Raw genomic sequence first — 14,211 nt, 5'->3', positions numbered from 1 at the left:
GCCCCCAAGATGCGGTCTTGGGGGCATTATCTGTACAAAAACTCCTAGCGGTCAGCGCGGAACCGCTCCGGTGCCACACCGCCGTCGACGATGTCCTTCAGCACCCGGCCAATGGCCGGCGTGAACTTGAACCCGTGGCCTGAGAAACCGGCGCCCACCACCAACGGTCCAAAGCTGTCCAGCACAAAGTCCTCGTTGGGCGTGGTGGTGTAGGTGCAGCTGATGGGAACTGCGGTGGAAGGGTCGACGCCGGGAAGCCACTCTTCTGCGTACCGCACCAACGCTTCGAGCTGCTGCGGGATGGGCTCGAACGTGCGCTCGTCGGGGTCCATGACAGGCCCGACTCCGTGCCAGCCTGCTTTGACGCCTTCGCCGGGGGTGAGCATGCCGTAGACGGGGCTGAACCAGTATTCGTAGAGTTCGTTGTTCGGATCGGGATCAGGGCTGTGGTTGAAGCCAGGCCACACCAGCGTGTCGTCTGTGGGGGTGAAGTGCGCGGGCTGTTCCTGGGTCACCACCAAGGCCGGGAGCTTGGCCAGTCCGTTCAGGACCTTCGGGGTCCAGGCACCCGCTGCCACCACCACCCGGGCAGCCGTGTACTCGGTCTCTTCGGTCACTACCACCACCGACTCGGGGCCATCGATGCGGATGTCCCGGACCGGCGTCGAATACTTGAAAACGGCGCCGTGGGCTTCTGCGGACTTGCGCAGCGCCACCAGGGCGTCCGCCGAACGGATCCGGCCGGAGCCGGGCACGAAGAGGACGTCCGTGGCGAAGTTCATTCCGCGCCAGCGGTTGGCGGCTTCTTCGGCGGAGATGAAGTAGCTTTCGACGCCGCGTTCCTCGTGGGCCTCCCTGACCTGCTTCAGGCGGGGAAGGTTGCCATGGTTCGCCAATCCCACCATGTCCAACAGGGGAGCCCCGTGCTCGGCCGCGAGCTCGTCCCAGAGTGTCTTGGATTCGGCCAGGAGATCGAGGTAGTCGGCCTCGGCGTAGGCGGTGTTGAAGTTGCGGGTTGCGCCGTGCGAAGCGCCGATGTGGTGTCCGGCCTCAAATTGTTCCAACAGAACCACCGAGCGCCCGGCCCGGGCGAGTTGCCAGGCGGCAGCCGATCCCATGGCTCCTCCGCCAACAACCACAACGTCAACCTGCATGCCTGCTCCGTTCACACCCGGCCCGCTTCAGGACCGTGGCCACAATCTGGGGCCACCTCCCATTCTGCCCCCACTGACCCAACTAGGTGACAGCAAACGTCGCAATGAGGACTCAGTGGAGAGTTAGTTGGGTAACAACGCAGCGTTATGCGGCCAGGCGCCTGCGGATCCACGCGGAGAACTGGTCCACCACGATGATCAGCACCAACACGATCAGGATGTGGGTGAGCATGGAGTCGAACTGGAACGACTTAATGGACTGGTTGATCAGCAGCCCGATGCCCCCGGCTCCCACCAGTCCAAGGACCAGCGAGGACCGCACGTTGACGTCGAAGCGGTACAGCAGCAGCCCCACGAACTGCGGAACCACCATGGGCAGCGTGGCATTGGCGACCTGCTGGATCCGGTTGGCACCGGCCGTGCGGAGTGCTTCCTGCGGCCCGGCGTCGATTTCCTCCATGGATTCCGCCCACAGCTTCCCCATCACACCTGTGTTGTGGCAGATCAGCGCCAACACCCCGGCAAAAGGACCCAGACCCACGGCGGTGACGAAGATCAGCGCAAACACGATGTCCGGAACGGCCCGGAAGAAGGACAGGATGGCGCGTGCAGCTTGGTAGACGAGCCGGTGCGGGCTGGTGTTCCCGGCGGCCAGCGCCGCGAGCAGCAGGGCGAACGGCACGGACAGCGTGGTGCCCAGCAAACCAATCCACAGGGTCACCAGGGTGGCTTCGAGCCCGGGCTTGAGCGTCTTTTCCCAGCTGAGGTCCGGCGGGAACGCGTCGCCGATGAACGCGGCCATACCCTTCCAACCGTCCACCAAGAGCTCAGGCTTGAAGTCAGTACCCTCGATGGCCACGGCATGAAGCCCGACGACGGCGGCCGCCACTGCCGCCGTCGTGATCCACCGCAGCGGCTTCTTTGGGCGGACCAGTGCCACGCGGGGTGTGCCGGTGTGGTTCCGGCGGGCGACGGCCGGGGTCAAAGTGTGGGGAGTCATGCTGCCTGGGTCCTGTCTGAAACGTCCCTGTCCGGGGCGTACAACGTGTCGAGGTGGTCGGCCGTGACCTCTGTGGAGGGGAGGTCGAAGGTCATGGAGCCCTGGAGCAGGCCGATGGACCGGTCGGCGTATCGCAGCGCGAGATCGGGTTGATGGAGGACTGCTGCCACCGCCAGCCCTTCGGAGTGGGCGAGTTCGCGCAGGAGTGCCATCACCTGCTCTGCTGCGTGCGGGTCCAGTGCGGAGACAGGTTCGTCGGCGAGTACGACGTCGGCGCGCTGGCAGAGTGCCCGGGCTACGGCGACGCGCTGCTGCTGTCCGCCGGAAAGCCGGCCCACCCGGTCGAAAGCGCGGTCGGCCAGGCCCACACGGTCCAGGCAGTCGAGGGCTTCCTGTTGGACGTCCGACGGAAACAGGACTGGACTCAGCGAGCGAACCGTGGGGATACGGGCCAAGGCGCCGGCGCAAACGTTGTCCAAGGCAGTGCGGCGCGGGACGAGATGGATCTTTTGGAAAATCATGGCCATGCGTTGGCGGGCTTGCTGCAGTTCACGGCCCTGCAAAGATTCCAATGCAGCCCCATCGATGCTGATGCTCCCTGCGTCCGGCGACGTGATGCCCATGACACAGCGCAGGGTGGTGGACTTACCGGAGCCATTGGCGCCCAGGAATGCCACAAGTTCGCCGGCGGCTACGGAGAAGTCCACTCCTTGAAGGACAGTCCTGCCGCTGAAGGATTTCCGCAAGCCTTGGACCGAGAGAGTCATTACAGATCCTTCTCGGTGAGGCCCATGGTCTCGGCGAGCTCAAACAGTGGCGTGTAGTTGTCCTTGGTGACCTCCAGGAGCGGACCCGGAGGGGTGACATCGAGGAACTCGCCAACCTTTGCGACGTCAGCGGGATCCAGGCTGAGGAACGCATCCTTCACGGCTGCTTTGAATGCGGGATCTGCGTCGCCGCGCACGGTGATGGGGTCGTTGGGAATGGGGTTGGAGGTCCACACCTGGCGGAAATTCTCCGGAGCAAACGTGCCTGCGGCGATGGCCGTCGCCAGGGTCTGCGAGTTGATCTGCGCCGCGTCCACCTTGCCGTTGGTCAGTGCCAACAGGGCTTCGGGATGGCCGCCGGTGTAGTCCATCTTGATGTCGGCATCGGCGATTCCGGCTTCACGCAGGCCGAAGCGGGGCAGGACATCACCCGAGGTGGACCCGACACTGCCGAGGGCAAGGGACTTGCCCTTCAAATCTCCAATGGCCCGGATGGGGCTGTCCTTCGGAACCCAGATCCCGGCGGTGTACGTGCTGAGCTCCTTCCCGGCAGTGCCAAAGGAAACCAAGGGCTCAGCCCCGGCCTTGGCATCAGCAAACACGTAGCCCAGCGGGCCGAACTGGCCCAGATCCAGCTTGCCGTTGCGCATGGCAAGCACCTCGGCGGCATAATCCTCCACCACCTGGACGGTGACGGGACATTCGAGCTTCTTGGACAGCGCGGCGGCCAGGACGTCGTAAGCGGGCTTCAGCTTGGCCGGGTCCTCGTAGGGCTCGATGCCGAACTTGATCTCACCATTGGGGCAGGTGGCGCTTGTGGCGTCGGGGGAGGACTGTGCAGAGCCGCCGCAGGCAGTGAGCGCCAAAACGGTAGCGAGGGCTAGCGCGGAACCGGTGAAGAGCGTGGTTTTCATGGGAATCCTTATGCGAAGGGGATGGGGAGTTCAGTACAGGCTCGACACGTTGCGGTGTGCCAGGCCGAAGGACAGGGTCATGCCAACCCCGGATGTCACGGACACCACCGTGACGCCGGGGCGGACTTCCCGGACAAGGACCGGGCCGACGTCGGAGGACGCGTAGATGCCTTGCCAGCGCTGGATGATCTCCAATGGTTCGCCGATCCTGGACTCGATTTCGGCGTTGAGCGTGGAGGTGACGGATTCGTCCAGGAAGGGGTCCGCTGTGCGGGCATAGTGGTGGGAATCGCCCAGGATGATGGTGCCGTCAGGACGCTGGGTAAACATCACATTGGCGCCGATCTCCAGAAGTTCCGGCTGGTTCTCCGATACCTCCTCGCGGAGTGCAGCGGCGGCGGGCATGTCCGTGAACGCCGGGTACCGGAGCATCGAGGTTGCCGTGAGAACTGCAGGTGCGAACTCGACTCCGGACGGTTGGGCCGCCAAGGACATCTGCAGCGAACACCGTTGAATCCGGTGTTCGGTGGCCAGATCCGGGAACAGGTAGTCGACGTCGTGGCCAACGCATACGAAGACCCGCTTCGCACGAAGCCCTCCGCGCGACGTCTGGACGGTGACGCCCTCCGCGGACTCATTGAAGCCCAGCGCGGTAGTGTTCCAGTGAAGTTCGACGCCGGGCTGCCGGCTCAGCCACTCGGCCAACTGTGCCACCGTGGTGCGGGGGTCGACGCGGAGGTCGTCCCGAAGGAAGGCGCCGCCCACCAGAGCGGGCCATGATGCACCCGAGGTACCGTCGTCGTCGTGCGTTCGTTCCCGGGCGGAAACAGTGGCACCCAACCGGTCCCGGGTCCCGGCGGGGGAGAGCAGCTCAACCTGTCCAGGCTCGCGCACCTCGGAGAGTTCGCGCAGGACGTCCATTTCGGCTTCGGTGCGGGCAAGGACCACAGCGCCGGCTTCGGACGCCCAAAACCCGGCTCGCTCGGCGAACTCCAGCCAGTACTTCCGGGAGGTCTGCGCGAGCTCGTACAGTTCGCCGGACTGCGCGGTGATGCAGCAGTGGCCGAAGTTACGAACGGAGGCGCCGACGGCGTGATGGTCCCGTTCAATGATGGTGACAGTCAGGCCGTTGGAGACGGCATGCGCGGCGTGGGCCAGGCCCACGATTCCGGCGCCCACAATCAGGACGTCGCTGGGTTGGCCTATGGTGCTGCTGGCGGCTGTGGTGGGAATGCTTGGGTTGTTCACATCACTGACCTTGACGGCTCAAGGAAGGGTAAATCAAGCCAGAACGCATCTTGTATATACAAGTTAATCCGAAATTAACTTCCGTTCATGTGAGTTCATGCCGAATTCACCTACAGCGGCTCAAATACAGTGCTATCTGGTCACTCGACTTGTATTATCAAGTGGTGAGCAAACAGCAGAATGAACCCCTCCACGTCCGCTTGAGCGAGGAATTCATGCGCCGGATCACCGACGGTGATTGGCCGCCCGGATTCCAGCTGCCCAGCGAAGCGGAGCTGTGCCGGGAGTTCGGAACATCGCGCGGACCTATCCGCCAGGCGCTCGCCTTCCTGCGCTCTGAGGGTGCAGTGACCGGCGGGCGCGGCCGCCCACCGATGGTGCGCTCGTCCGTGCCATCGCAGTCGTTCTCGACGTTCAACTCGTTCACTGAGTGGGCCAGCGGGATCGGAAAAAAGCCCGGGCAGCGGACCCTTGAAGTGGCCCGGCGCGAAGCCAGTCCGGAAGCAGCTGAGGCACTTGGCTTGATGCCAGGCACCACTGTGGTGGAACTCCTGCGGGTGCGCTATCTGGATGACGCACCGGCGATGATCGAGCGCACCACGTTCATCCTGGAGGTGGGCCGGAAACTGTTCGACTTTGATACCGACTCAGGCTCCATCTTCGCTTTCCTCAAGGACCGAGGCGTTGACCTGCACAGTGCACGCCACACCATCGACGCCGTCGCCGCCACCGAGGAGGATGCCGAACTCCTGGAACAAACCGAAGGCATTCCGCTCCTCCGCGAACGCCGCATTACCAGATCAGCCGATGGGCAACCCCTCGAATACTCGGAGGACCGCTACCTGCCGGCGCTGACCAACTTCACCATCGACAACACCGTGGAACGCAGGGCCGCCCTGGTCCGCATCCACACTGAAGGAGCCACCCCATGATCAAGCTTGTTGCCTGCGATATGGCCGGAACCACCATCGACGAACACGGAGACGTGTACGTAGCCCTTGCCCGCTGCGTTGAAGAAACCGGAGTGGCCACCACACCCGAGGCAGTGCAGCAATGGATGGGTGCGGACAAAGTTGAGGCCATCACAGCGCTCATTGAAGCCGGGGGAGGCGCTGCCACGCCGCAGGTAGTCGCCGCCGCCTTCAAGCGCTTCAAGGAATTGCTCGTGGAGTTCTACGACGCCAACCCGCCGGTAGCACTTGAGGGCGTCGAAGACGCGTTCCGCGAACTCCGCCGGCAAGGCGTCAAAGTGGCCCTGACAACCGGCTTCTCGCGCGACGTCGCCGAGCCCCTCCTGGCGCGGCTGGGCTGGAGCGTCGACGACGATAACCTGTTGGACGCCGTCGTCTGCTCCGACGAAGTAGCCGCAGGACGACCGGCACCGCACATGATTCACCGTGCCATGGAACTGACCGGAGTCCAGGACGTCCGCGCAGTGCTGGCCGCGGGGGATACGGTGAACGATCTTGCCGCTGCCAATAACGCGGGAGTCACCGCCGTCGGAGTCCTGACCGGCAAACTGGGCCGCGAAGACCTGGCCGGGCACCCGCACCACCACATCCTGGATGGCGTGAAGGACATCCCGGCGCTGCTGGCCTGACCCACTGAGTCCGGCCCGAAGTGTCCGGCGTTTGGCCCCCGGCTCCAGGCATGGAAGATTGGAACGCGTGAAATTCCTTCACCCCTCACCCAAGTCCTCCGCCCGTGGCATAACCATCCTGCGGGTGGTCTTCGGGGCGCTCATCATGGTCCACGGCATCCAGAAGCTCATGGCCGGGCATGCTGCCTTTGCTGCATCCGTTGCCGCCATGGGCGTGCAGAAGCCGGAGATCGTGGCTGGGTTGTTGATTGCCGGTGAAGTGGGGCTGGGCCTGCTCCTGATACTTGGCGCACTGACCCGGGTGGCGGGATTCCTTGCCGCGATCATGTTTGCCGGGATTTGGTTCGTGACCGAAGCCGGCAAGCCCTTGCTCACCGACAAGGCCGGGGTGACCGCGGAACTCCTGATCATCTACGCCGCGATCTCGGTGGCCTTCGTGTTCCTTGGGCCCGGTGCGCTGTCCGTGGACCGCAAGCTGGCAAAGCAAACCGCCGGTCCACGGCGCTAGCTGCGCTGGCACGCGGGAGATAGCGCGCCTGCGTTAACTCACGACGGCGACACTCGCTGTGCGGCCCCGTCACCAGGGAGGTCGGTCGCCAGGGAGGTCGTCGCCGGAGCGGTGCTTTTACCGCGCGTCGTTCGGATACCGGATCCCCAACTGGGAGCGGACACCGTCAAAGAGGCGCATGACGTTGATGGAATCTTCCAGTGGCATGACCGGGCTTTCGGTCAGTCCTTGCTGGATGCAGCGCGTAACTTCGCGGAGTTCATACGTGTAGCCGATGCCCACAGTCTCGAAGTGCTCGTGCCGCGGCTCGTCCCAGCCAATTCGGATCATCAGCTCACGAGGGTTGTTCACTGAGCCCACGGTTTGCAGGAACCCCAGACCGCCGGCAACGGTGGCTGTCCGGGGGCCGTGCGCCATCAACGATGAAGTGAGCTGAACCTGCGCGCCACTTGAATAGCCCAGGGTCAGGGCGTTCTGGGTGTCCACGCCGTCGTCGTTCAGCGTGCCTATCGCCGTGACGGACTGCGGGAATCCCAGGGTTCCCAAGGCCCACAGCAAGAGGTAGACGGTGATGTCCAGGAGAGCCCCGCCGCCGTCGTTGAGGGCCCAGATGCGTGCCGAAGGATCATAGGGTGCAGGGAAACCAAGGTCCGCGCTGACCCACTGGATTTGTCCGAGCTCACCCGAGGCTGCGATCTCGAAGGCCCGCTGCATGCTCGGCAGGAAACGGCTCCACACGGCCTCCATGAAGAACACGTTATTCTCCCTCGCCAACTTAACCAGTTCGGTGGCTTCGCGGGCGTTGATGGTGAGGGCCTTCTCGCAGAGCACGTGCTTGCCGGCACGCAGGGCGGCGGCGGCAATCAGGAAGTGCTGGGCATGGGGTGTGGCCACGTAGACCACGTCCACGGCCGGGTCCTCCACCAAACGCTGGTAGCCGGGAACACCGCCGTCGTCCCCGTAGCCCTTGGCAAAACCCAGCGTGTGCGCGAACGCATCAGCGGCAGCCTGCGTCCGGGAACTCACTGCATACAACTCTGCGTCTTCCAGGAGGGCCAGGTCCTTGGAAACACTATTGGCAATGTTGCCCGTAGATACGACGCCCCACTTCAAGCGCCGGCCGGTGGCAGCCCGGGGATCCTGGTTGGTCTGTGAGGAAAGCCACGGCTTGGCGATAGGGAGCGTCATGACTGACATCCTCTCATTCCGCAGGGGTGGGTGGCTGTGCAAGGAGCGGTGCCGCCGCGCCATGTCCGACGACACCGCGCACCGCTAGCTCGGACACGTACGTGCCAGGCAGCGGTGTCCCAGCAGGAATGCGGGCAAGAGAAAGCCCCGGCCCGCCAATGGCGGACCGGGGCTTGCTGTCTTGCTCTGAAGAGGGTGTTACTTGGTGATCGGGCCGAGTACCGGATCGTCAACGTAAGCGGTCTTGACGTTCTCAGCGGTCACGATCTGCGGAGGCAGGAGGAACGCGGGGACGGTCTTGACGCCGTTCTTGTAGGAGTCCTTGTCGTTGATCTCCAGCTGCTTGCCGGCCTGGAGGTCCTTCACCATGGTGATGGCGTGCTCAACGAGCTTGCGGGTGTCCTTGTTGATGGTGGAGTACTGCTCGCCGGCCATGATCGACTTCACGGACTCAACTTCGGAGTCCTGGCCGGTGACAACCGGGAGCGGCTTGCCGGCGGCCTTGACGGACGTCAGCACTGCGCGGGCCAGGGTGTCATTCGGGGACAGGACGCCGTCCAGTGAAGCGGTGCCGTAGCTGCCGGTAAGCAGCGTGTCAGCGCGACGCTGGGCGTTTTCTGCCTTCCAACCCTGGGTAACAGCCTGCTCGAAGGAGGTCTGGCCGGAGACTACCTTCAGGGTGCCGTCGTCGATCTTCGGCTTCAGGACGCTCATGGCGCCGTCAAAGAAGACCTTCGCATTGGCGTCATCGGGGGAGCCGGCGAAGAGCTCGATGTTGTACGGACCACTTGCCTTCTTGGCCTTCATGCCGTCCAGCAGGGCCTGGCCCTGGAGGACACCAACCTTGAAGTTGTCGTACGCCACGTAGTAGTCCACGTTCTCGGTGTTCAGGAGCAGGCGGTCATAAGCGATGACCGTTGCGCCGGAGTCCTTGGCCTGCTGAAGCTGCGTACCCAGCTGGGCGCCGTCGATGGCACCCACAATGATGACCTTGGCACCCTTGGTGACCATGGCACTGATCTGGTTCTGCTGCTCGGACACGCCGCCGTTGGCGAACTGGACGTCGGCCTTGAAGCCGGCGCCGGTGAGGCCGTCGTTGAACAGCTTCTCCGCGAGGACCCAGTTTTCACTGGTCTTCTGCGGAAGTGCGACGCCGATCAGCGAGTCCTTGGGGAACGCTTCCCCGCCTGCCGTGCTGGTGCTTGAGCCGCTGTCGGCGCGGCCGCAGGCTGTCAGCGCCAGTGCCGCGATGGCAGCGACTGCTGCTGCCTTTCCTGCTTTACCAAACATTCGCATATCTTGGTTCACTTTCTGTATGGGTGGGGTGGAGCGAGTCTGTCACGGAGCGGATTACGCTTCCTTGGAGATGACCTCTTTGGTGGATGTGGTTTCGTCCGGCTTGATCTCGTTGTTGTTGCGCTGGAATCCCTTGATGAGCATGCCCGTGATGGACCTCTTGCCCTGGGACTTGTTGTAGACATCGAAGGCAACCGCGGCCAGGAGCACCAGGCCCTTGATGATCTGGGTGAGGTCGGCGCCAACGCCCAGGAGTTGGAGGCCGTTGTTCAGGACAGCCATGACCAAGCCACCGACGATCGAGCCGATCACGGTGCCGACGCCACCGGTCACGGCTGCGCCACCGATGAAGACGGCTGCAATGGCATCCAGTTCCCAACCGACACCGTCGAACGGACCCGACGCCGTGGAACGGGCCACGAAGATCATGCCGGCCAGGCCGGCCAGGATGGACATGTTCATCATGACCATGAAGTTGACCTTCTTGGACTGCACACCGGAGAGCTCGGCTGCGTGCCGGTTGCCACCAACGGCGTAGACGTGGCGGCCAAGGACCGTCTTGTCCGCGACGAAGCCGTAGATCAGGACCAGCACGGCCAGGATCAAGCCCGGGATGGGGAAGGAGGTTCCGGGGCGGCCGGTGGCGAAGAGGTACGTGGCGTAGAGGATGGCGCCGCAGATCAAGACCAGTTTGGTGACCTCGACCCAGAGTTCGGGAACATCGGCGCCCAGTGCCTTGGCGGCGGCCCGGGCACGCATGGACATGATGACAACCAATGCTGCCGCCACTATGCCGATGAGCAAGGTGAGGTTGTTGAATCCGGTGTTCGGGCCGATCTCCGGCAGGTAACCGGAGCCGATGAACTGGAAGTCCTTGGAAACAGGGATGGTGTTGGACTTGCCGACGAACTGGTTGAAGCCGCGGAACAACAGCATGCCGGCCAAGGTCACGATGAAGGCGGGGATGCCCACATAGGCCGTCCATAGGCCTTGCCAAGCGCCGATCACCGTCCCCAGAAGCAGGCCGAACAGCACACCCGCCCACCAAGGCAGTCCCCAGTCACGCATGGCGAGGGCCACCGATACGCCCACGAACGCGGCCACGGAACCGACGGAGAGATCGATGTGCCCGGCGATGATGACCAGGACCATGCCGATGGCCAGGATCAGGATGTAAGAGTTGCCGTTGAACAGGTTGATCACGTTGCCGGGCGTCAACGTGCGGCCGTCCGTGAAGATCTGGAAGAAGACGATAAGTGCCACCAGGGCGAAGATCATGCCGAACTGGCGGGTATTGCCACCAAATAGCTTCTTGAGCGCGTTCATTGTTTTGGTCCTTGTGTCAGGAAGGGGCGAGGCTGGGCCAACGGTCAGGCGGTTTTGCGGGCGGAAGTCATGAGCTTCATGAGGCTCTCCTGGCTTGCTTCGTTCTTGTCCAGGACGCCGGTGATGGCGCCTTCAAAAATGGTGTAAATGCGGTCGGACAGGCCCAGGAGCTCCGGGAGCTCCGAGGAAATGACAATCACTCCCTTGCCCTGGTTGGCGAGCTTTTGGATGATGCCGTAGATCTCGTACTTGGCACCAACATCGATTCCACGGGTGGGTTCGTCCAGGATCAGCAGGTCCGGGTCGGTGAACATCCACTTGGCCAGCACCACTTTTTGTTGGTTGCCACCGGAGAGTTTGGCTACGCCTTCCTCAACCGAGGGGGCCTTGGTCCGCAGCGATTTCCGGTACTCCTCGGCAACGGAGAATTCCTTGCGGGTATCCACCACCGAGTAGTTGCTGATCTTGTTCAGTGCCGCCGAGACCGTGGTGGACTTGATGTCATCCAGAAGGTTCAGGCCCAGGGACTTGCGGTCCTCAGTGACATAGCCCAGCCCGGCGTCGATCGCTTGCTTAACGCTGCGGAGGTTGACCTGCTTGCCGTCCTTGTAAACCTGGCCTTTGATGAAGCGGCCGTAGGAGTGTCCAAAGAGGGAGCGGGCCAGCTCGGTACGTCCGGCGCCCATGAGCCCTGCGAAGCCAACGATCTCGCCGCGGCGTACGTAGAAGTTGGAGCCCTTGCAGATGAGGCGGTCCTGGATCTGCGGGTGTCCCACGGTCCAGTCCTTGACCTCGAAGAAGACCTCACCGATCTTGGGCTCGTGGTCGGGGAAGCGGGACTCAAGCGTCCGGCCAACCATGCCTTTGATGATGCGGTCCTCGTCCACGCCGTCCCGCTTGACGTTCAGGGTCTCGATCGACTTTCCATCACGGATGATGGTGATCTCGTCGGCGATCTGTTCGATCTCGTTGAGCTTGTGGGAAATGATGATCGAGGTGATGCCCCGGCCCTTCAGGCCAAGGATCAGGTCCAGGAGGTGCTGGGAGTCCGATTCGTTCAGTGCTGCAGTGGGCTCATCCAGGATCAGGAGCTTCACGGACTTGTTCAGCGCCTTGGCGATTTCGACCAACTGCTGCTTGCCGACGCCGATTTCCTTGATGGGGGTATCGGGATCCTCGCGGAGGCCCACGCGGGCCAGGAGTTCGAGGGAGCGCTTGCGGGCCTCTGCCCAGTCGATCACGCCCCACTTGGTGGGTTCGTTGCCCAGGAAGATGTTCTCCATGATGGACAGTTCCGGGATCAGTGCCAGTTCCTGGTGGATGATCACGATGCCGGCAGCTTCGCTTGCGCGGATGTCCTTGAACTGCTGTGTTTCGGCCTGGTACACGATGTCGCCCGTGTAGCTGCCGTAGCCGTAAACGCCGGAAAGAACCTTCATGAGCGTGGACTTGCCAGCGCCGTTTTCGCCGCAGATGGCGTGGATTTCACCGGCCATCACGCGCAGGTTCACGTTCGACAAGGCCTTCACGCCCGGGAATTCCTTTGTGATCGAGCGCATCTCCAAAAGGATGGGATCACCTTGCGTGTCGAGGGATGTCATCAGCCCTTACGCCTCCAATGCATGACTTCGTTGTCGGCTCCGCAATGGCGGAGCTGTCTGATGAAAAAGTAAACTGGATCACGGCCCTTGTCGTCAAGACTTGAACGCAAGAGCCAGCTAACGATTTCGTTACCTACCGGTAATACCGGCGTGTTGGAACACCAAAGCGGCAGCTCCAAGGGCTTCTGCCCGCGCCCCCAGCGAGGACATTGCCAGGTGGGTTGTCTCTCCCACCACAGGTACGGCATGCCGTACCAGCCCCCTGCGGATGGGGTCCAGCAGGAGGTCGCCGAGGCCGGCCAACGGGCCGCCCACCACAATCACTTCAGGGTTGATCAGGTTGGAAACGTTGCCCAAAGCGCGTCCCACCGCCAGGCCGGCGTCGTCCACTACGCGCTGGGTTGCCGAGTCGCCGGCGAGGCAATTCCGGACGATGTCCTGCGGCGTCAGGAGTTTCTCCTGGCCGCGGCCCAGCAGCTCGATCATGGTGGTGGTGGAGGCTATCGTTTCGAGGCAACCCCTGTTCCCGCACCGGCACACCAGGCCGTGCTCATGGATGGTGGCGTGTCCTATTTCCCCAGTGATGCCTACATTGCCGTAGTAGGGGAAACCGTTGAGGATCAGGCCGGCGCCGATACCCGAGCCGATCTTGAGGAACATCAGGTTGGAGACGCCGCTGTGGGGCCCCCACGTCACTTCCGACAACGCGCCGAGGTTGGCGTCGTTGTCAACAAAGACGGGGCAGTTCAGCGCTTCTTCCAGCCGGTGCAGGATATCGATGCCTACCCACTCCGGCAGGATGGCGCCTTGGGCAACAGTGCCCGAACGGCGGTCGATGGGGCCGGGAATTCCGGCACCCGCGCCGACGACTGCCGTGCGGTCGATCCCGTTCTCCCGGAGCAATTTTTCCAGCAGCGGGACCGCAGCGGCGATGCCTTCTTCTGCCTGGTGGCCAAGCGGTAATTCGATGTAATCCTCGGCAATGACGTGGTAGCCCAGTGATGCCAGGACCACGCGGAGGTGGCGGCGTCCAAAGTCGATTCCGACGGCGACTGCGCCGTTGCTGTTCAGCCGCACATTGGTTGCGCGGCGGCCGGAGCTGGTGGTGGGCTCGGTGGAAACGAGGCCGGCGTCCTGCATGATTTTCACGATGTTGGAGATCGTTGCCGTGGACAGCCCGGTCTGGCGTGAGAGTTCGGCCTGCGTCGAGGGGCCGTTCAGCAGGCACTCGATGATGCGTTGCTGATTCAGATGGCGCAGCGCGGACTGCGAGCCGGGTTTTCTTGGATGGCTCTTCGTTGAGCGCTGCGTAGCGGGCATGACAAGAAGATTGCCCCACAAGCAACGTTGTAGTCAAGAAGTGAACACAAGGAGTCAACTCTCCGCGACATACTCCAACGCAAGAACGTGGGATACGTACCCGTTGCGGGGCCCGCTATGCACGCTATGAGCGGGGATTTGCCTGCAGAGCGGGCCCATCAACGCCAGAGATGCGGGCAATGCGTCCCGCTTTGCGCGGGTGCAGGTCCAAATGCCCCAACCTGGGCAGGCGTGCCGGGCCTAGTCTGGAACCAAGAAACGTCCGGCATCCTCGTGAGCGCCGGTACCA

General features: G+C 63.1%; 13 protein-coding genes. 3 read left to right on the top strand and 10 right to left on the bottom strand.

All coding sequences use genetic code 11. The annotated features are described in order from the left end of the window. Positions 1-44: 44 nt before the first annotated feature. The 5 genes from BLQ01_RS07555 to BLQ01_RS07535 all read right to left on the bottom strand — a co-directional run bounded on the left by BLQ01_RS07555 (position 45) and on the right by BLQ01_RS07535 (position 5,083). Positions 45-1,154, bottom strand: coding sequence for an FAD-dependent oxidoreductase (locus tag BLQ01_RS07555; protein WP_091550868.1), 1,110 nt, complete (start codon positions 1,152-1,154; stop codon positions 45-47). 145 nt (positions 1,155-1,299) lie between these two features. After that, positions 1,300-2,154: a phosphonate ABC transporter, permease protein PhnE gene (gene phnE / locus BLQ01_RS07550; protein WP_091550866.1), complete on the bottom strand. Its 855-nt coding sequence runs from the start codon at positions 2,152-2,154 to the stop codon at positions 1,300-1,302. Continuing rightward, the gene (locus BLQ01_RS07545) at positions 2,151-2,921 is read right to left on the bottom strand and encodes a phosphonate ABC transporter ATP-binding protein (RefSeq protein ID WP_026542895.1); all 771 of its coding nucleotides are present in this window, start codon (positions 2,919-2,921) and stop codon (positions 2,151-2,153) included. Before BLQ01_RS07545 ends, phnE begins: the two co-directional genes overlap by 4 nt. Continuing rightward, on the bottom strand, positions 2,921-3,835 hold the full coding sequence (locus BLQ01_RS07540; RefSeq protein WP_091550864.1) for a phosphate/phosphite/phosphonate ABC transporter substrate-binding protein: 915 nt from the start codon (positions 3,833-3,835) through the stop codon (positions 2,921-2,923). The genes BLQ01_RS07545 and BLQ01_RS07540 overlap by 1 nt, the downstream gene beginning before the upstream one ends. A 30-nt stretch (positions 3,836-3,865) precedes the next feature. Then, positions 3,866-5,083 (bottom strand): TIGR03364 family FAD-dependent oxidoreductase, encoded by a 1,218-nt coding sequence (locus BLQ01_RS07535; RefSeq protein WP_091550863.1) that lies wholly within the window; start codon positions 5,081-5,083, stop codon positions 3,866-3,868. Positions 5,084-5,247: 164 nt separating this feature from the next. Here BLQ01_RS07535 and BLQ01_RS07530 point away from each other — a divergent pair, with 164 nt between their 5' ends. From BLQ01_RS07530 to BLQ01_RS07520, 3 genes are all read left to right on the top strand, one after another. Further along, positions 5,248-6,015, top strand: coding sequence for a GntR family transcriptional regulator (locus BLQ01_RS07530; RefSeq protein ID WP_091551166.1), 768 nt, complete (start codon positions 5,248-5,250; stop codon positions 6,013-6,015). After that, entirely contained in the window at positions 6,012-6,683 is a 672-nt protein-coding gene (locus BLQ01_RS07525) for a phosphonatase-like hydrolase (protein WP_091550861.1), read from the top strand. The genes BLQ01_RS07530 and BLQ01_RS07525 overlap by 4 nt, the downstream gene beginning before the upstream one ends. Positions 6,684-6,750: 67 nt before the next feature. Beyond that, positions 6,751-7,191, top strand: a complete 441-nt coding sequence (locus BLQ01_RS07520) for a DoxX family protein (protein WP_091551164.1) — start codon at positions 6,751-6,753, stop codon at positions 7,189-7,191. Between the two features lie 117 nt (positions 7,192-7,308). On the opposite strand, the gene BLQ01_RS07515 is transcribed toward BLQ01_RS07520, so the two are convergent. The 5 genes from BLQ01_RS07515 to BLQ01_RS07495 all read right to left on the bottom strand — a co-directional run bounded on the left by BLQ01_RS07515 (position 7,309) and on the right by BLQ01_RS07495 (position 13,922). Further along, positions 7,309-8,379 carry a Gfo/Idh/MocA family protein gene (locus BLQ01_RS07515; protein ID WP_091551163.1) on the bottom strand — a complete coding sequence of 357 codons (1,071 nt, stop codon included), beginning with the start codon at positions 8,377-8,379 and terminating at the stop codon, positions 7,309-7,311. Positions 8,380-8,577: 198 nt separating this feature from the next. Continuing rightward, positions 8,578-9,675, bottom strand: coding sequence for a substrate-binding domain-containing protein (locus tag BLQ01_RS07510; protein WP_091550859.1), 1,098 nt, complete (start codon positions 9,673-9,675; stop codon positions 8,578-8,580). A 54-nt stretch (positions 9,676-9,729) separates the two neighbouring features. Further along, positions 9,730-11,001, bottom strand: a complete 1,272-nt coding sequence (mmsB, locus tag BLQ01_RS07505) for a multiple monosaccharide ABC transporter permease (protein WP_091550858.1) — start codon at positions 10,999-11,001, stop codon at positions 9,730-9,732. A gap of 44 nt (positions 11,002-11,045) precedes the next feature. Then, positions 11,046-12,602 (bottom strand): multiple monosaccharide ABC transporter ATP-binding protein, encoded by a 1,557-nt coding sequence (gene mmsA, locus BLQ01_RS07500; protein WP_026542887.1) that lies wholly within the window; start codon positions 12,600-12,602, stop codon positions 11,046-11,048. Positions 12,603-12,731: 129 nt separating this feature from the next. Next, on the bottom strand, positions 12,732-13,922 hold the full coding sequence (locus tag BLQ01_RS07495) for an ROK family transcriptional regulator (protein WP_026542886.1): 1,191 nt from the start codon (positions 13,920-13,922) through the stop codon (positions 12,732-12,734). Positions 13,923-14,211 lie beyond the last annotated feature (289 nt).

Source organism: Arthrobacter sp. UNCCL28, from assembly GCF_900102805.1.
In the GTDB taxonomy this organism is placed as follows: domain Bacteria; phylum Actinomycetota; class Actinomycetes; order Actinomycetales; family Micrococcaceae; genus Arthrobacter; species Arthrobacter nicotinovorans_A.
The sequence above is the reverse complement of the archived record's forward strand: the minus strand, read 5'-3'. Positions and strand labels throughout refer to the sequence as shown.

Bases quoted from the DNA above. Each gene is read 5' to 3' on its own strand.
- BLQ01_RS07555 (WP_091550868.1), bottom strand. From the start codon at position 1,154: ATGCAGGTTGACGTTGTGGTTGTTGGCGGAGGAGCCATGGGATCGGCT.
- BLQ01_RS07510 (WP_091550859.1), bottom strand. From the start codon at position 9,675: ATGCGAATGTTTGGTAAAGCAGGAAAGGCAGCAGCAGTCGCTGCCATC.
- mmsA (WP_026542887.1), bottom strand. From the start codon at position 12,602: ATGACATCCCTCGACACGCAAGGTGATCCCATCCTTTTGGAGATGCGC.
- BLQ01_RS07495 (WP_026542886.1), bottom strand. From the start codon at position 13,922: ATGCCCGCTACGCAGCGCTCAACGAAGAGCCATCCAAGAAAACCCGGC.
- BLQ01_RS07540 (WP_091550864.1), bottom strand. From the start codon at position 3,835: ATGAAAACCACGCTCTTCACCGGTTCCGCGCTAGCCCTCGCTACCGTT.
- BLQ01_RS07545 (WP_026542895.1), bottom strand. From the start codon at position 2,921: ATGACTCTCTCGGTCCAAGGCTTGCGGAAATCCTTCAGCGGCAGGACT.
- BLQ01_RS07515 (WP_091551163.1), bottom strand. From the start codon at position 8,379: ATGACGCTCCCTATCGCCAAGCCGTGGCTTTCCTCACAGACCAACCAG.
- mmsB (WP_091550858.1), bottom strand. From the start codon at position 11,001: ATGAACGCGCTCAAGAAGCTATTTGGTGGCAATACCCGCCAGTTCGGC.
- BLQ01_RS07525 (WP_091550861.1), top strand. From the start codon at position 6,012: ATGATCAAGCTTGTTGCCTGCGATATGGCCGGAACCACCATCGACGAA.
- phnE (WP_091550866.1), bottom strand. From the start codon at position 2,154: ATGACTCCCCACACTTTGACCCCGGCCGTCGCCCGCCGGAACCACACC.